The sequence below is a fragment of the Luteipulveratus flavus genome (assembly GCF_029439465.1).
Lineage (GTDB): Bacteria > Actinomycetota > Actinomycetes > Actinomycetales > Dermatophilaceae > Luteipulveratus > Luteipulveratus flavus.
The window spans coordinates 12,475-28,026 of sequence record NZ_JAROAV010000050.1 but is presented as its reverse complement, the minus strand read 5'-3'; the positions used below and the strand labels follow the sequence as shown (position 1 = coordinate 28,026).

Annotated in this window: 18 protein-coding genes; 10 read left to right on the top strand and 8 right to left on the bottom strand. The window is 72.2% G+C overall.

The features are described 5' to 3' along the window. Positions 1-87 precede the first annotated feature (87 nt). Positions 88-390 carry a DUF2316 family protein gene (locus P4R38_RS17905; RefSeq protein ID WP_277193355.1) on the top strand — a complete coding sequence of 101 codons (303 nt, stop codon included), beginning with the start codon at positions 88-90 and terminating at the stop codon, positions 388-390. A gap of 22 nt (positions 391-412) precedes the next feature. Continuing rightward, on the top strand, positions 413-814 hold the full coding sequence (locus tag P4R38_RS17900; RefSeq protein ID WP_277193354.1) for a VOC family protein: 402 nt from the start codon (positions 413-415) through the stop codon (positions 812-814). A 14-nt stretch (positions 815-828) separates the two neighbouring features. On the opposite strand, the gene P4R38_RS17895 is transcribed toward P4R38_RS17900, so the two are convergent. Together P4R38_RS17895 and P4R38_RS17890 are read right to left on the bottom strand one after the other, a co-directional pair. After that, positions 829-1,998 carry a PQQ-dependent sugar dehydrogenase gene (locus tag P4R38_RS17895; RefSeq protein ID WP_277193353.1) on the bottom strand — a complete coding sequence of 390 codons (1,170 nt, stop codon included), beginning with the start codon at positions 1,996-1,998 and terminating at the stop codon, positions 829-831. Between the two features lie 86 nt (positions 1,999-2,084). Next, positions 2,085-2,948: an alpha/beta hydrolase family protein gene (locus tag P4R38_RS17890; RefSeq protein ID WP_277193352.1), complete on the bottom strand. Its 864-nt coding sequence runs from the start codon at positions 2,946-2,948 to the stop codon at positions 2,085-2,087. A 172-nt stretch (positions 2,949-3,120) separates the two neighbouring features. Between P4R38_RS17890 and ald the strand changes: the two genes are divergently transcribed. Further along, positions 3,121-4,236, top strand: coding sequence for an alanine dehydrogenase (ald, locus tag P4R38_RS17885; RefSeq protein WP_277193351.1), 1,116 nt, complete (start codon positions 3,121-3,123; stop codon positions 4,234-4,236). A gap of 46 nt (positions 4,237-4,282) precedes the next feature. Here ald and P4R38_RS17880 read toward each other — a convergent pair whose 3' ends face one another. After that, complete coding sequence (locus P4R38_RS17880; RefSeq protein ID WP_277193350.1) at positions 4,283-5,560, bottom strand: lactate 2-monooxygenase; 1,278 nt, start codon at positions 5,558-5,560, stop codon at positions 4,283-4,285. A gap of 47 nt (positions 5,561-5,607) precedes the next feature. Beyond that, positions 5,608-6,102: a DinB family protein gene (locus P4R38_RS17875; protein WP_277193349.1), complete on the bottom strand. Its 495-nt coding sequence runs from the start codon at positions 6,100-6,102 to the stop codon at positions 5,608-5,610. Positions 6,103-6,248: 146 nt separating this feature from the next. Here P4R38_RS17875 and P4R38_RS17870 point away from each other — a divergent pair, with 146 nt between their 5' ends. The 4 genes from P4R38_RS17870 to P4R38_RS17855 all read left to right on the top strand — a co-directional run bounded on the left by P4R38_RS17870 (position 6,249) and on the right by P4R38_RS17855 (position 8,387). Further along, entirely contained in the window at positions 6,249-6,494 is a 246-nt protein-coding gene (locus P4R38_RS17870) for a type II toxin-antitoxin system VapB family antitoxin (protein WP_275237180.1), read from the top strand. A 17-nt stretch (positions 6,495-6,511) separates the two neighbouring features. Next, complete coding sequence (locus tag P4R38_RS17865; RefSeq protein WP_277193348.1) at positions 6,512-6,892, top strand: type II toxin-antitoxin system VapC family toxin; 381 nt, start codon at positions 6,512-6,514, stop codon at positions 6,890-6,892. 58 nt (positions 6,893-6,950) lie between these two features. Continuing rightward, the gene (locus tag P4R38_RS17860; protein WP_277193347.1) at positions 6,951-7,460 is read left to right on the top strand and encodes a DinB family protein; all 510 of its coding nucleotides are present in this window, start codon (positions 6,951-6,953) and stop codon (positions 7,458-7,460) included. A 90-nt stretch (positions 7,461-7,550) separates the two neighbouring features. Next, positions 7,551-8,387, top strand: coding sequence for an arylamine N-acetyltransferase family protein (locus tag P4R38_RS17855; protein WP_277193346.1), 837 nt, complete (start codon positions 7,551-7,553; stop codon positions 8,385-8,387). A 38-nt stretch (positions 8,388-8,425) separates the two neighbouring features. Here the strand turns inward: P4R38_RS17855 and P4R38_RS17850 are convergent, their stop codons facing one another. Beyond that, the gene (locus P4R38_RS17850; protein ID WP_277193345.1) at positions 8,426-9,676 is read right to left on the bottom strand and encodes a cupin domain-containing protein; all 1,251 of its coding nucleotides are present in this window, start codon (positions 9,674-9,676) and stop codon (positions 8,426-8,428) included. Between the two features lie 12 nt (positions 9,677-9,688). Next, positions 9,689-10,261, bottom strand: a complete 573-nt coding sequence (locus P4R38_RS17845) for a hypothetical protein (protein ID WP_277193344.1) — start codon at positions 10,259-10,261, stop codon at positions 9,689-9,691. A 135-nt stretch (positions 10,262-10,396) separates the two neighbouring features. Between P4R38_RS17845 and P4R38_RS17840 the strand changes: the two genes are divergently transcribed. After that, the gene (locus tag P4R38_RS17840) at positions 10,397-11,473 is read left to right on the top strand and encodes a DNA polymerase IV (protein ID WP_277193343.1); all 1,077 of its coding nucleotides are present in this window, start codon (positions 10,397-10,399) and stop codon (positions 11,471-11,473) included. A 194-nt stretch (positions 11,474-11,667) separates the two neighbouring features. Then, positions 11,668-12,753 (top strand): glycerophosphodiester phosphodiesterase family protein, encoded by a 1,086-nt coding sequence (locus tag P4R38_RS17835; RefSeq protein ID WP_277193342.1) that lies wholly within the window; start codon positions 11,668-11,670, stop codon positions 12,751-12,753. 284 nt (positions 12,754-13,037) lie between these two features. On the opposite strand, the gene P4R38_RS17830 is transcribed toward P4R38_RS17835, so the two are convergent. Together P4R38_RS17830 and P4R38_RS17825 are read right to left on the bottom strand one after the other, a co-directional pair. Beyond that, positions 13,038-13,397 (bottom strand): nuclear transport factor 2 family protein, encoded by a 360-nt coding sequence (locus tag P4R38_RS17830; protein WP_277193341.1) that lies wholly within the window; start codon positions 13,395-13,397, stop codon positions 13,038-13,040. A gap of 115 nt (positions 13,398-13,512) precedes the next feature. Next, positions 13,513-14,949 carry a dihydrolipoyl dehydrogenase family protein gene (locus tag P4R38_RS17825; protein ID WP_277193340.1) on the bottom strand — a complete coding sequence of 479 codons (1,437 nt, stop codon included), beginning with the start codon at positions 14,947-14,949 and terminating at the stop codon, positions 13,513-13,515. Positions 14,950-15,080: 131 nt separating this feature from the next. Here P4R38_RS17825 and P4R38_RS17820 point away from each other — a divergent pair, with 131 nt between their 5' ends. Continuing rightward, entirely contained in the window at positions 15,081-15,503 is a 423-nt protein-coding gene (locus P4R38_RS17820; protein WP_277193339.1) for a VOC family protein, read from the top strand. Positions 15,504-15,552 lie beyond the last annotated feature (49 nt).

Below are 15,552 nucleotides of genomic sequence, written 5' to 3'. Positions count from 1 at the left end.
GCACCTTCGGTCACAGGTCCAGAGCCCAGGTCCCGTACACGATCCGGCGGCCCAGGGGGCAGACTGGAGGGGACCCCGGGAGGCTCCATGTCACTCGACCACGACGAGCGTGAGCGCACGCGCCGCGAGCTGCGGGCCAACCTCGAGCTCAGCGGGCTCGACCGGCAGGCGGTCGCGAGCGCGCTCGACCTCACCACCGACCGTCTCGACGCCACCCTCGACGTCACCCCGACCTCCCGGCCGGCGGACGTCTGGTTGCTGCGCGACTTCCTCGACCGCGCGATCCGGGACCAGGGCGGCGAGCCGCACCCGTGGAGCGTGCTCACCGACGACGGCCGCCGGCGCGCGGCCCGATGGTTCCGGTTGCGGGAAGCGCCACCTGCGCGCTGACGTCCTGCGCCAGGGTGTGGCCATGACGTCCTTCATCTCGCACACCACGATCGACAGCCGTGACGCGTACGAGCTCTCCGAGTGGTGGAAGCGGCTGCTCGGCTACCGGGACCTGCCCGACGACCCGAACGCGCCCGGTCACGAGGAGTGCATGATCGAGCACCCCGAGACCGGCCACCGGCTGCTCTTCATCGAGGTACCTGACACCAAGCAGGTCAAGAACCGCATCCACCTCGACCTGCGACCGACCGAGGGAACCCGCGACGAGGAGGTCGAGCGGGTGCTCGCGGCCGGGGCGACCCAGGTGGCCGACCTGCGCGGCACCGACGGGCCGGGCACCGGCTGGGTGGTCCTCGCCGACCCGGAGGGCAACGAGTTCTGCATCCTGCGGTCCGAGGCCGAGCTGGCGAACCCCGCGACCTGACGCGGGGCGTCCGGTCAGGCGGGCGGGGCGTACGGCGGCAGGCGCAGCACCTTGTCGTTGCTGCCGTTGGACGTGGTCACGTACAGCGCACCGCCGGGGCCGCTCTGCACCGTACGGATCCGGCCGTAGGTGTTGTCGAGGGCGGGCAGCTGCTCCTGGCGGGTGACCTGGCCGGAGGAGTTCAGCGTCAGCACCCGGACGCCCTGGCCCTTGAGCTCGGCGACCGCCAGTGCGCCGTTCCAGCGGCCCCACCCGGACCCACGCAGGAACGTGATGCCGGACGTCGCGACCGTCGAGGAGCCGGAGGACCAGCGTGCCCGGATCGCGTTCGGGAACTTGGTCGTGTCGGTCATCGGGACCGACTCGTTGTAACCCGGGACCGGGTCGTAGCCGTAGTTGCCGCCGGAGACGATGGCGTTCGTCTCGTCGTCACGCGTGGTGCCCTGCTCCTGGCTCCACAGCTGGGACGTGCCCGGCCGCACGTCCAGGCCCTGCACGTTGCGGTGGCCGTAGCTGCTGACCCACCGGCGGCTCGTCGTCGCGCCCGCGTACGGGTTGTCGCTCGGGACGGGGCCGCGCGGGTCCATCCGCAGCGTCTTGCCGCCCAGGTTGTCGAGGTTCTGCGGGTTCACGCCCGTTGCCGCGTCACCGGTGCCGGCGTTCAGGCGGTAGCCGGGGGTGAACCGCAGCCGGCAGCCGGAGTGCCGTCCGGACGTGAGCGGCAGCCCGGAGACCACGACCCGTTGCCGCGCGGCGGACGTGCCGTCGGCGGACAGCTTCCACTGGATGATGCGGACGTCGACCGGATTGCCGCCCGACTTGTAGGTCTGGCACGTGTAGAAGTAGCTGTGGACCGTGGTCGGGTCGACCACCAGGCCCATCAGGCCGCCCTCGCTCGCGACGTACAGGTCGGACATCGGGGCCTTGATGGTCCGGTTGCCCGCCGCCGTGCGCAGCACGATCCGGCCACCGCGCTCGGTGAAGAGCATGTCGCCGTTCCGGAAGAAGCTGACGTCCCACGGGATGTTCAGCGAGCTCACGACCGTCTGGACGGACGCGGCAGCCGCGAGGTCCGGGGACGAGGCGGAGGCATGAGGCGCGGATCCGGCCAACGTGACGGCCATCATGGCCGCACCCGCCGAGGCGAGCAGTCGTCGGGACCGGGGACGCGTCGCGTCGCTCATACTCTTCACCGTAACCCGCATCCGTCGGCAACGGCAGAGCCCGAGGGTCGGATCTGTCGTCGGTGCGGATGCGGGGGAGCCGTGGCTCAGAACGGGCAGGTGGAGCGGTACTCCTCGACGGTCGAGCTCGGCGCGGGGCCGGGGCACAGGTAGGAGTCGTAGCTCGTGTCGCCGTTGACGAAGTGCTTCAGCCACGAGACGGACTGGACGGACGTCGCCGGGTTGTCGCTGTTGGTGGCGCTGTGGCTCGCGTTGTTGAGCTCGAGGTAGGCGTGCTCCGCGTTCGCGGGAAGGCTGGTGTAGAACGGCTCGGCGTGGTCGGCCACCGGCGCGATGGTGTCGTTCTCCGCGCCGACGATCAGGGTCGGGGTGGTGACCTCCGGCCAGGTCTTGTCGGTGTGCCACGGCGCCAGCGGGATCGCCGCCTTGAGTGAGGGGCGCGACTTCGCCGCGGCGAGCGTGCCGCCGCCACCCATCGAGTGGCCCATGACCGCCAGGCGGGAGGGGTCGACCTTCGACTTCACCGCGCTGGTGCCGGTCAGGTAGTCGAGAGCGGCGAGCAGCTGGGCGCCCCGCGAGTCGGGGTTGTCGAGGCCGGAGTTGGTGTTGAACGTGATGACGACGAAGCCGTGCGAGGCCAGTCGCGGCCCCAACCAGCTGATCGCCGACTGGCTCTCGGTGAAGCCGGGCGAGATCGCGACGCCACCGACCGTGCCGGTGGTCGATGTCGGGTAGTAGATCGTCGCCGCACCGAAGCCGGGGGTCGCGGCGTCGCTGACCGTCGTGCTCGTGTACGCGTACGGACCGTTCCGCGCCGGGTTGTTGGCAGCGAGGGTCTGCGGGCGCTCGACGACGGACGCGGACGCGGGTCCGGCGGGGGCGGCGACGCCGACGACTGCTGCGGAGAGGGCGACCGCGGCGGCGGCACTACGGGGTGTCCAGGACTTCACAGGATCTCCTTGGGGGATGCCCGGCCGGGGGAACCGGGATCCCGATGCTACCGACGCGTAGCCCTGCGATGTGACGTGCATCACGTCGAATTCCCTGGGCTCGGCGGACGAGGCGCATATCGAGCACCGCACCCGTTCGACGACGAAATCGGTGGAGAGTTACCGTCATCACATGCGCATTGGTGTACCCACCGAGGTCAAGAACAACGAGTTCCGCGTCGGCATCACCGCCGTCGGCGTGCACGAGCTCGTCTCCCACGGACACGAGGTCCTGGTCCAGAAGGGCGCCGGCACCGGCTCGTCCATCAGCGACGAGGAGTACGTCGCCCAGGGCGCCCGGATCGTCGACACCGCCGACGACGTCTGGGGCGAGGCGGAGATGGTGATGAAGGTCAAGGAGCCGGTCGAGGAGGAGTACCACCGGCTGCGTGACGACCTCATCCTCTTCACCTACCTGCACCTGGCCGCCGATCGCCCGCTCACCGAGAAGCTCGTCGAGACCGGCACGACCGCGATCGCGTACGAGACCGTGCAGCTGCCGTCCGGTCTGCTGCCGCTGCTGTACCCGATGTCCGAGGTCGCCGGCTGCCTCGCCCCGCAGGTCGGCGCGCACTCGCTGATGAAGGCCCAGGGCGGCCGCGGTGTGCTGATGGGTGGCGTCGGCGGCGTGGCCAACGCCAAGATCGTCGTCCTCGGCGGCGGCGTCGCCGGCCAGAACGCCGCGAACATCGCGCTCGGCATGGGCGCGGACGTCACGATCCTCGACACCGACCTGGACAAGCTGCGGATGAGCTTCTGGCGGTACAACAACCGCGTCCACGGGCTCGCGTCGTCGCGGCTCGCGGTCGAGCAGGAGGTCATGGCGGCGGACATGGTCATCGGTGCCGTCTTGATCCCGGGGGCCAAGGCGCCCAAGCTGGTCAGCAACGAGCTGGTCTCGCGGATGAAGCCCGGCTCGGTGCTGGTCGACATCGCCGTCGACCAGGGTGGCTGCTTCGAGGACACCCGCCCGACCACGCACGCCGACCCGACGTTCCGGGTGCACGAGTCGACGTTCTACTGCGTCGCCAACATGCCCGGCGCCGTCCCGAACACCTCGACGTGGGCGCTGACCAACGCGACCCTGCCGTACGCGGTGCGCCTGGCAAACCAGGGTTGGCGGGACGCGATGCGGGCGGACGCGGCGCTGGCCCTCGGTCTGAACACGCACGCGGGCAGCATCACCTGCCCGCCGGTCGGCGAGGCGTTCGACCTGGCCGCCATCACCCCCGCCGAAGCCATCGCCTGACCCGCCAAGCCGCGCGCTTCGCTGGTTGAGCCTGCCCTCGCCCGGCTCAACCAGCGGTGGGGGTGGCCAGGGTCTCGCGGGTGATGTCGGCGACGGACCGGACGCCGGCGAGGCCCATCGTCAGGTCGAGCTCGGCCAGCACGTGCTCCAGCACCGCCTGGGCGCCGTGCGCGCCGGCGAGCGCGAGGCCGTACACCCAGGGCCGGCCGAGCAGCACCGCGTCCGCGCCCAGGGCGAGCGCGATGAACGCGTCGGCTCCGCTGCGGACGCCGCTGTCGAACAGCACCGGGACGCGCCCGTCCACCGCGTCGACGATGCCGGGCAGGGCGTCGAGCGAGGCGATCGCGCCGTCGACCTGACGGCCGCCGTGGTTGGACACGACGATGCCGTCGACGCCGTGCTCCAGCGCGAGCCGGGCGTCGTCGGCGTGCTGGAGTCCCTTGAGCACGATGGGCAGCGACGTCCACTCGCGCAGCCGCGCCAGGTCGTCCCAGGTGAGTGACGACCGGGAGAAGGTGTCGAGGAACGTCTCGACCGCCGCCCGCGGCAGCCCCGAGCGCAGGTTGGTGCGCACGTCGCCGGGGAAGCGCCGGGCCTGCGACAGAACCGACCGGACCGCTGCCGGCGTCGGGCGCGGATCACGTTCGGTACGAGGCTGATTCGCGCGTTCACGAGTCATCCGCTGGAACACCGGGTCGCTGGTGTACTGCGCGAGGCCCTGCCCCTGGGCGAACGGCAGGTACGCGAGGTCGAGGTCTCGTGTACGCCATCCGAGCAGATGGGTGTCGAGCGTGACGACGAGCGCCTGCGCCCCGGCGGCCTCGGCGCGGCGCACGAACGACTCCGCGAGCTCGTCGTCGCGCGACCAGTACAGCTGGTACCACATCGGACTCGCGCCCAGGTCGGCCGCGACGTCCTCCATCGGCACCGACGCCTGCGTCGACACGATCATCGGGAGGCCGAGCGCCCGCGCGGCCGATGCGACGGCGTGCTCGGCCTCGCGGTGCGCCATCTCCAGGACGCCGATCGGCGCGAGCAGCAGCGGCGCCGGCAGCGTCCGTCCGAACAGCTCGGTGGTGAGGTCGCGCTCCTCCACGTCGACCAGCATCCGCGGGACGATCTGGTGCCGGCCGAACGCGGCCGTGTTGGCGGCGGCCGTCCGCTGCTGTCCGGCGCTGCCCGCGACGTAGGACCAGGAGCGCGGGCTCATCGCCTTGCGAGCGGCGGCCTCCAGCGCGGCCGGCTCGACGGGCACCGTCGGGCGGTGGCCGAAGACGCCGGCCCGGTAGATCGCTGACTGGACAGCACGACCGACGCTCGGCACCGCAACTCCTCCCGCTGGACGAACCCGTGCCCGCGACCGTACCGCCGCTACAGCGTCACCCACTGGCGACCGTCGATCAGCTCGCGCGTCGCGTCGAGGTGACCGGCGTGGACGGCGGTCTCGGTGATGACGTGCAGGACGACGGAGCGCACGTCCGGGAAGCCCATGCCCCACGTCTCCCACGCGGGGTCGGTGTACGCGGGCGGCGCGTCGAGGGTCGTGGCGGCGAGGACGGTGTCCGCGCGGGCGCCGTGCTCGCGGTAGAGCGCGACCAGGTCGGCGAGCGTGCTGTCGTCGCCGACCCGCCAGTCGGCGCCGTCCGCGCACAGCGACCCGTCCACCGGTTCGCCGCCCACGACGCAGGCGAACCAGTAGTGCTCGTCGGAGTGGGCCAGGTGCTTGAGCAGCCCCAGACAGCTCCAGCCGGACGGCAGCACCGGTCGGCGCGCCTGCTCGTCGTCCAGGCCGTCGACCATGGTGACGACGTGCTCGCGCTGGCTGCGCAGCGCGCCGAGGAGCAGGGTGGTCTCGCGGTCGGTCATGGTCGACTCCTTCGTGTCCTGGCGGGCCGGACGTGGCCCCCTCACCCGGATGTCGGAGCCGGGCAGCCGGACCCGACATCGGGGTGCACGGCGCCGGAGTGCACGGCTAGGGTAGAAAGGTACCCGGAACAGGTAGAGTGCTACCCATGGGACTGAACATCAAGAACGAGCGCGTGCACGCGCTGGCGCAGGAGGCCGCTCGGCGCACCGGTCAGACGCAGACGGGCGTCATCGAGACGGCGCTCGAGCGGCTGCTTGCCGGTCTCGGCCCCGAGGGGGTGGGCGGCGGCGCTCGGATCGACGTGCTCCTTTCCGAGGTGCAGCGACGAGTGGCCGTCGAAGGCCCGCTGGTGAGCGAGGGGTTGTACGACGACGCGGGCCTGCCGCGGTGATCGTCGACACCTCTGCAGTGGTCGCCATCCTTAACGCCGAGCCGGGCTGGCAGGTGCTGGAGGAAGCTCTCCGGTCGGCTCCGTCCCCGAAGATGTCAGCCGCCACCTACGTCGAGCTCGGCGCCGTCGTCGACTCTCGCCGCGACCCGTCCCTGTCCCGCCGCGTCGACCAGCTGCTCGATGCGTGGGGCGTCACCGTCGTGGCGGTGACACCGGCGGACGCCGACGTGGCCCGTGCGGCGTACCGCGACTTCGGACGCGGGAGCGGCCACTCGGCTCGGCTGAACTACGGCGACTGCTTCGCGTACGCCCTCGCCCGGTCGAGCCGCGAGCCGCTCCTGTTCGTCGGCGACGACTTCGGGCACACCGATGTCGAGGTGGTGGCTCTGGACGCCTGAGCCGGGCCCGGTCGCCGAGCGCCGCCGATGTCGGAGTCGGCTGGCACGATTCCGCAGCGTGACCACCGAGAGACCGATGCCACCCCTCGACGCCGACGAGATCGCCACGCTGGAGGGCTGGCTCGACTTCCATCGCAGCACCCTCGAGGCCAAGTGCGCCGGGCTGGACGACGCCCAGGCCGCGACCGCGTCCGTACCACCGTCGCCGCTGACGCTCGTGGGCCTGGTGCAGCACCTGTCCGAGGTGGAGCGGACGTGGTTCCGGGTGCTCGTGGCGGGGGAGAGCCTCGAACCCCTCTACGGCCCGAAGGCCGACCCGTCCGACCACGAGGGCGGCTTCGAGGTCGCCGACGGCGCGACGCTCACGGGCGCGCTGGGCACCTGGCGGACGGAGGTGGCCGCGTCGCGGGCGGCGTGCTCGGGCCGTGCTGCCTCGCAGACGGTGCCGTTCATGGGGGCGCGGGTGACACTGCGCTGGGTGTACGTACACCTGATCGAGGAGTACGCGCGCCACAACGGGCACGCGGATCTGCTCCGCGAGCGCATCGACGGTGCCACCGGAGTCTGACGTGGCGATGCTCCGCGCTCCGCGCTCGCTCGACGATCCCGGCCGCTCGGGCTTGACCTCAAGGCGAGTGGAGGTCGCACGATGACGGGCATGACCGACGACCGATGGCACCTCGACGAGCTCGACCTGCCCGCCTACCTCGCGCGCACCGGACTGGCGGCGCGCCGGCCGAGCATCGAGGCCCTGGACGAGCTGCACACCGCGCACGTGCGCACCTTCCCGTTCGAGAACATCGACGTGCTGCTGCGCCAGCATCCGGGTGTCCAGCTCGGCGCGGTCGCGGAGAAGTTCGTCGAGCGGGGGCGGGGCGGCTACTGCTTCGAGCACGGCACCCTGTTCGCCGCGGTCCTGGAGCGCCTGGGGTACGACGTCGAGCGCCACCTCGGCCGTGTCGGCGACCCCGGGACGGCCGGCCGGACGCACATGACGGTCGTCGTGACCATCGAGGGCCGGCGCTACCTGTGCGACCCCGGGTTCGGGATGAGCCTGCTACGTCCGATCCTTCTCGAGCACGGCGCGCAGGACGACCGGGACGGGTGGGCGTACCGGGTGCAGCGGATCGACGAGGGCGGGGCCGGCGCGGCGTGGCGGCTGGAACGCTTTCGGGACGAGGAGTGGCAGCGCATGCACACCACCGACGAGGTCCCGGTCCGGCCGGTCGACCTGGTGATGGGCCACCACTTCACCAGCACGTTCCCGGGCTCGCACTTCACCCAGCGGCTGATCCTGGCTCGCCACGGCGACAACCGGCACACCACCGTCTCCCCGGAGGGCCTGACCACGCGGGTCCCAGGGCGGCCCACCACGCGTACGGATGTGGCGGCCGAGGACCTGCCGGCGCTGCTGCGCGAGCACGGGGTGACGTTGTCGGAGGAGGAGGTCCAGCGGCTCGTGGCGTTGTGGCCGGGGATGCTCGACGCCGCCTGAGCGGGCGGACCCGCAGGGATGCCGGCGCCCCCCGCGGGTCAGGCCGGGTCGCCCGGCAGCGCGAGCCCGGTCAGCAGCAGCCGTCGGGCGAGGTCGAGCCCGAGGTCGGCCACCCCGGCGCTGCCGTGGTCCAGCAGTCGTCGGACCCCGGGCACATCGTCAGCGGCCAGGCGCAGGTCGCCGGCCCGGCTGCGGACCAGCGCGCTGCCGTCCGGCGCCTCCTCGATGCGGGCCACCAGGTGCTCCCGGAGCCGCAGAGTCGCGTCCCCGGAGAGCGCTGCCGCGGCCTCGGTCTGCGCGACCGGCGACACCGGCTCCGGCCGCTGGGCGTCTCGCACGCGGCGGCCCAGTGCGGCGGCCACGTCGTCGGCGTCCAGGGACTCCAGCGCCCGGATCAGCGCAGCGCGCGCGAGGTCGACGTCGTCGCGCAGCTCGCCGCCGCGGGTGACGTCGGCGTACGCCGGGAGCGAGACCCGCAGCGCCGGGTCCCGGCTCGCGCGGGTGAGCGCGAGGGTCGCGAGCTCGTCGGCGAGGTGCCGGCGGGTCCAGACGTGGACGCCGATGGTCAGGTGGGTGCTGACACCGCCGAGCGCGGTCGCGGAGTGCAGGTACCCCCGCGGCAGGTAGAGGCAGTCGCCCGGCTGCAGGGTGAGCTCGAGCATCGGTGGCTCGGCGGCCGCGGTGCGAACGGCGTCACGATGCGCCGTCCACGGCTCGTCGCGCAGCGGCCAGCGGTGCACCGGAGGTCTGATGCGCCAGCGCTTCTCGCCCGCCACCTGGACGACGAACACGTCGTGCACGTCGTAGTGGTCGTCGAACCCGGTGTTCTGCGACGGCGTGATGTACGCGTTCGTCTGCACCGGGTGCCCCAGCTCGCCGGAGAGGCGCTGGGTGAAGTCGATCAGGGCCGGCCAGGTGCGGTGGAGGCCCTGCAGCACGAGGGTCGCGCCATCCGCGAACAGACGCAGCAGCTTGTCGTCGCTGACCTGGTCGGCGATCGCCGCGCCCACCCCGCCGCCGGCCGTGAACTCGCGGTCGCCGTACGTCCGCCCGTCCTTGGCGACGCGCAGGAACGGCGCGCGCAGGCCGCGCCGGGAGACGAGCTCGTCCACGGCGGCGACGTCGAACAGATTGCCGAGCTCGCCGGGGAGGTCGGCGCTGCGGGAGATCAGTGGTTCCAGACCCCAGTACGTGCCGGCGAAGACGTCGTCGGGCACGGCCACCAGGGCAGGCAGAGCCGGGCGCCCGCGTGATGTCGCGGACGCCCGGCTCGTGATGCTGTCGGTCATGCGGTCGGTGACTCAGAGCTGGTCGCCGGCACCACCGTCGGCGCCGCCGTCGTGGGTGCCGGGGTCGGCTCCGCCGTCCGCGGGGCCTTCCGAGCCGTCGCCACTGCCGCCGCCGAAGCCGCCGCTGTCGCCGCCGGCGCCACCACCGGCACCACCGTCGGCGCCGCCGTCGTGGGTGCCCGGGTCGGCTCCGCCGTCAGCGGGGCCCTCCTGGCCGCTGGCCAGGCCGCCCTCGGAGTCACCGGCAAGGCCGCCACCGCCACCTGCTGCGCCGCCGGCACCGGCACCGCCGGCTGCACCGGTGTCGTCACCGAAGCCGCCACCGCCACCGCCACCGCCACCGCCGGCACCACCGTCGGCGCCGCCGTCGTGGGTGGCCGGGTCGGCTCCGCCGTCAGCGGGGCCCTCGGCGCCGCCGCCGAAGCCGCCGCTGTCGCCGCCGGCGCCACCATCGGCGCCGCCGTCGTGGGTGCCCGGGTCGGCTCCGCCGTCGGCCGGGCCTTCGGAGCCGCCGCCGAAGCCGCCGCTGTCGCCGCCGCCGGTGGTCGGGTTGTCAGAGTTCTCAGGGTCGAAGGTGTCGCTCATGGATGTGCCTCCTTGAGGAGATCGACACGGCACCGCACGGTGTCGCTCCGTCGTTCATACCCTGATTTCTGCGCCACCACACCCCTTCCGAGCAGGTCCTTGGCCGCCGTCGGTGTACCCGGTCAGGATGGGCGCATGACGCGCTGGGTGCTGCACGTCGACATGGACCAGTTCCTCGCCGCCGTCGAGCTGCTGCGCCGACCCGAGCTCGTCGGTCTGCCGGTCGTGGTCGGCGGGCGCGGCGACCCCACCGAGCGGGCCGTGGTGTCCACGGCGTCGTACGAGGCGCGGGAGTTCGGCATCCGCTCCGGCATGCCGCTCAAGGCCGCCGTCCGCAGGTGCCCCGACGCCGTCTTCCTCCCCGTGGACTTCCCGGTGTACGAGGCGGCCTCGGCCCAGGTGATGCAGACCTTGCGCGACTTCCCGGGGGCGACCGTCCAGCTGCTCGGCTGGGACGAGGCCTTCGTCGGCATCGACAGCGACGACGTCGAGGCGACCGCGCGGGCGATCCAGGCGGCCGTGCTGGCTGCCACCGACCTGCACTGCTCGGTCGGCATCGGCGACACGACGGTCCGCGCCAAGAACGCCACCGACTTCGGCAAGCCGCGCGGCATCTTCCGGCTCACCCGGGACAACTGGCTGGAGGTGATGGGGCACCGGCCGACCACGGCGCTGTGGGGCGTCGGCAAGCGCATCGCCGAGCGGCTGGCGGCGCTCGGGATCCGTACGGTCGCCGAGCTCGCGGCCGCTCCGGACGAGCCGCTGGTGGCGGAGTTCGGACCCAACACCGGGCCGCACATCGGCCGTCTCGGCCGGGGCCTGGGTGCGACGACGGTCGACGACACGCCCTGGGTCGCTCGCGCCCACGGCCACGAGACGACGTACCAGCAGAATCTCGTGACGCCCGAGGAGATCGCGGCGGCCGTCCGGGTGCTGGCCGAGCAGGTGGTCGAGGCCATCCGCGCGGAGGACCGGCCGTGCATCCGCGTCCACCTCAAGGTCCGGTTCGCGCCGTTCTTCACGGTGACGCGCGTCCGGAAGCTGGCCGAGCCGACGTACGACCCCGCGGTCATCGCGGACACCGCCCTCGCCCTGCTGCTGAAGATGGAGGACGACCGCCCGATCCGGCTGCTCGGCGTACGGGCCGAGATGGTGCCGCCCGAGGGTGGGTACGACCCGCCTCGCTCGCACGGCCGCCGCGGCGCCCCCTGAGCGCCTTTCCCCCGCCGAGAGGCCCACCTTTCGCCGACCGGCCCACCGTTCCGCGCTGGATCGACGGTCCGCTCGCTGAGAGGTGGGCCTCTCGGTGACACAGCACCGCCGGGAACTCGTCGCGTCGTGGTCACCCGCAGTTGGCCGGACGCTCCTAGCGTCGGAAGGACCACCGTCTCGAGGAGGAGATCACCGTGCGACGTACCCTCACCGCACTCGCCGCGGCCGGAGCCACCGCGCTGCTCGCCGCGACCACCGCCACCGCCTCTGCGGCACCGGCCGACGCACGCTCGTACGGGCCGCCGACGAAGAACCACTTCGACCTGCAGGCCCACCGCGGCGGCATCGGCATGACGACCGAGGAGACCCCGCAGGGCTTCGCCAAGGCGCTGGAGCTGGGCGTGACGACGCTCGAGCTCGACACCCAGGTCACCAAGGACCGCAAGGTCGTCGTCACCCACGACCGCCAGGTCTCGGGCACCAAGTGCCAGGACACGGCCCCGGTCACGCCGGGGGACCCGCAGTTCCCGTACGTCGGGAAGTACGTCAAGGACCTCACGCTCGCCCAGATCAAGACGATGAACTGCGGCTTCCAGCAGCTGCCGGGCTTCCCCGAGCAGGAGGTCGTGCCCGGCGTGCGGATGGCCGAGCTGAAGGACGTGTTCGCCGTCGTGAAGCGGCACCGGGCGTACGGCGTCACCCTCAACATCGAGACCAAGGTCGAGGCGGGTGCCCCCGAGCAGACCGCGCCGCGCGACGTCTTCGTCACCCGCGTGTACGACGAGATCGCGCGCTCCGGTCTGCAGAAGCAGGTGACCATCCAGTCGTTCGACTGGGGCTCGCTGATGCTGATGCACCGGCTCGCACCGCGAATCCCGTTGGTAGCACTGACGAACTACGACTTCCTGCAGGTCGGCAAGCCCGGGGCGTCACCCTGGCTCGGCGGCATCGACGCTGACGACTTCGGCGGTGACTTCGTCGCGGCGGCCGACTCCATCGAGGGCGTGACCACGCTGTCGCCGAACTACGGCTTCCCGCAGGACGGGAAGATCGGCCAGCCCGGCTTCCGGTTCTACTCCGACCGGTCGATGATCCAGCGGGCGCACGCGCGCGGCCTGAAGGTCGTGCCGTGGACGTGCGACGACCTGCCGACGATCGCGCAGCTGATGGACTGGGGCGTCGACGGCATCATCACGAACTACCCGAACAAGGTCCGCGACCTGATGGCCTCGCGCGGCATGAAGCTCCCGAAGGCCTACCACGAGCACCCCCGCCCCTGACCCGATCGCCGGACGAGCCGGCCCACACCGCCGGTCGAGCCGGCCCACACCGCCGGACGAGCCGGCCCACACCGCCGGTTGAGCCGGCCCCCACCGCCGGTTGAGCCGGGACGAGGCGCCAGCCGAGGCCCGAGTCGAAACCCGGTGCCGCACAGGGAGACTCTCCCCGTACGGCACCGGGTTTCGACACGGTCTCGCCTAGCGGCTCGACCGGCCCAACCAGCGTGATGGCGCGGGCTCAACCAGCGTGATGGCGCGGGCTCAACCAGCGTGATGGCGCGCACTCAGCTCGTGGGTGGGACGCGGTCGAGGAAACCGAGCACGGTCTCGATGCGGCCCTGGTCGTTGGTCACGACCACGTCGAACCCGACCACGACCGGCTCAGCGCCCTCCGGGCCGAGGCCCCACTGGAACCGCGTCTGCCGGTGGTGGCCGTCGGCGTCACCGACCGGCGTGAACACGAAGCCCGGGAACTGCTCGTGCACCGCGCCGATGGTGGCCGAGATCGCGTCGCGGCCGGCCGCCTCCGCCAGCGGGTCGGTGTACGAGGCGTTGTCGGCCCAGTGGTCTGCGAGCATCTTCGCGCGGGCGTCGACGTCCTGCTCGTTCCAGGTGGAGAGGTACGAGGTGACGAGGTCGTTCATCGTGGATCCCCTTTCAGGAGAGTCGCTCTCGGCTGATGACGAGAACTCTCCCCGGAGGGAGCTCACGCGGTCGATGACCTCCGAGGTCATGCCGGGCAGCACCCGGCCGAGGACGTCACTGGCCGAGCTCCTCCATCAGCCGTAGCCAGACCTCGCTCATCGTCGGGTACGCGGGGACGGCGTGCCGCAGCGCCGACAGCGGCACCTCCGCGGCCACCACGATGGTCGCGGCCTGCAGCATCTCGGCGACGTCCTGGCCGACGAACGTCGCACCGATCACGGTCTGCGCGTCCTCGTCGACGACGAGCGCGACCTTGCCCGTGTAGCCGTCCGCCTGCACGGCCGCACCCGCGACCGAGCCCAGGTCGTACTCGACCATCCGGCAGGAGCGCCCGGCGTCCTTGGCCTCCTGCAAGGTCAGCCCGACGGCGGCCACCTCGGGGTCGGTGAAGACGACCTGCGGCACCGCGCGGTGATCGGCGACGGCGGTGTAGGGCACCTCCTCTCCGCGGGCGCGCGCCACGATGGCGTCCGAGGCGATCCGGGCCTGGTACTTGCCCTGGTGCGTGAGCAGCGCCCGCCCGTTGACGTCGCCGACCGCGTACAGCCAGGGCGTCCCGGGCGTGCGCAGGGTGTCGTCGACCTCGACGTAGTCGCCGTCCTTCAGCCCGACGACGTCCAGGCCGAGGTCGTCGGTGCGCGGCTTGCGGCCGGTGGCGATGACGAGCTCGTCGCAGGTGAGCGTGCTGCCGTCGTCGAGTGTCAGCGTGCGCGGCCCGTCGCCGTCGCGGGTCACCGACGTGGACTCGCGCCCGAGCAGGACGGTGATGCCGTCGTTGCGCAGCGCCGCCAGGACGGCCTCGCCGACGAACGGCTCGTTGCGCTCCAGCACCGCCTGGCCGCGGACGACGAGGGTCACTTCGCTGCCCAGCCACGACCACGCCTGCGCCATCTCGACGGCGACGACGCCACCGCCGACGATGACCAGGCGCCGGGGCGCGGCCTTGGCGTTGGTGATCTCCCGGCTGGTCCATGGTGCGACGTCGTCCAGGCCGTCCAGCGGCGGGAGGTTCGCGCGCGACCCGGTCGCCAGCGCGACCGCCTGCCGCGCAGTGAGGACGCGTTCGCCGGACCCGTCGCGGTCACGCACCGCCACCGTGCGCTCGCCGACCAGCCGGCCGACGCCGCGCACGAGGGTGATCCCGGCGTCCTCGACCCACTCCACCTGGCTGCTGTCGTCGAGGTCGTGGATGAACTCGTCCCGACGCCTCAGCACCTTCTCGACATCGAGCGGCCCACGGACCGCCTCGGCCGAGCCGGCGACGCGTTCGGCGGCGCGCAGGGCATGGCCGCTGCGCAGCAGTGTCTTACTGGGCATGCACGCCCAGTACGAGCACTCGCCGCCGACCAGCTCGGACTCGACGATCACCGTACGCAGCCCGGCGGCGGCCGTACGACCGGCGAGGTTCTCGCCGACCGGTCCGGCGCCGACGACGATCACGTCGTAGGCGTCCTCGGTGTCGCTCTGGTCAGGGGAGTCGGTGCTGGTCATGGTCGTCCTTTCCCGTGGGCGTGCCCACCACCGTACGGACGCGACGGCGCACACCGCGAGGGTCTGGTGGGTGTCGGGGCGCAGGTCTAGCCTCCGAGAGAAGCCGCCGACCGACCCGAAGGAGCTCGCCCATGACCAGCCGACTCAACCCGTACATCTCCTTCGACGGGCAGGCCAAGGAGGCGATGGACTTCTACCAGGCCGTCCTCGGCGGCGAGCTGCACAGCAACACCTTCGGCGAGTACGGCGCGGCGGACGGGCCGGACGCCGCCAAGATCATGCACGCCCAGCTCGAGACGCCTGACGGCTTCACGCTGATGGCGTCCGACACGCCGCAGGGGATGGAGCACAAGCCGGGCGACAACATCAGCATCAGCCTCAGCGGCGACGACGCCGACAACCTGCGCGGCTGGTTCCAGAAGCTCGCCGACGGTGGCCGGGTCACGGTGCCGCTGGAGAAGCAGATGTGGGGCGATGAGTTCGGCATGCTGGTGGACCGGTTCGGCATCGCCTGGCTGGTCAACATCGCCGGCGAGGAGAACCGCCGGTCCTGACCTCGGGCGCTGCGCGCGCAGGCGCCGACCGTCGAGAGCGAAGGTAAAG

Coding starts and splice junctions, on each gene's coding strand:
- P4R38_RS17820 (WP_277193339.1), top strand. CDS start 15,081: ATGACCAGCCGACTCAACCCGTACATCTCCTTCGACGGGCAGGCCAAG.
- P4R38_RS17825 (WP_277193340.1), bottom strand. CDS start 14,949: ATGACCAGCACCGACTCCCCTGACCAGAGCGACACCGAGGACGCCTAC.
- P4R38_RS17855 (WP_277193346.1), top strand. CDS start 7,551: ATGACCGACGACCGATGGCACCTCGACGAGCTCGACCTGCCCGCCTAC.
- P4R38_RS17840 (WP_277193343.1), top strand. CDS start 10,397: ATGACGCGCTGGGTGCTGCACGTCGACATGGACCAGTTCCTCGCCGCC.
- P4R38_RS17845 (WP_277193344.1), bottom strand. CDS start 10,261: ATGAGCGACACCTTCGACCCTGAGAACTCTGACAACCCGACCACCGGC.
- P4R38_RS17905 (WP_277193355.1), top strand. CDS start 88: ATGTCACTCGACCACGACGAGCGTGAGCGCACGCGCCGCGAGCTGCGG.
- P4R38_RS17875 (WP_277193349.1), bottom strand. CDS start 6,102: ATGACCGACCGCGAGACCACCCTGCTCCTCGGCGCGCTGCGCAGCCAG.
- P4R38_RS17900 (WP_277193354.1), top strand. CDS start 413: ATGACGTCCTTCATCTCGCACACCACGATCGACAGCCGTGACGCGTAC.
- ald (WP_277193351.1), top strand. CDS start 3,121: ATGCGCATTGGTGTACCCACCGAGGTCAAGAACAACGAGTTCCGCGTC.
- P4R38_RS17850 (WP_277193345.1), bottom strand. CDS start 9,676: ATGACCGACAGCATCACGAGCCGGGCGTCCGCGACATCACGCGGGCGC.
- P4R38_RS17870 (WP_275237180.1), top strand. CDS start 6,249: ATGGGACTGAACATCAAGAACGAGCGCGTGCACGCGCTGGCGCAGGAG.
- P4R38_RS17830 (WP_277193341.1), bottom strand. CDS start 13,397: ATGAACGACCTCGTCACCTCGTACCTCTCCACCTGGAACGAGCAGGAC.
- P4R38_RS17895 (WP_277193353.1), bottom strand. CDS start 1,998: ATGAGCGACGCGACGCGTCCCCGGTCCCGACGACTGCTCGCCTCGGCG.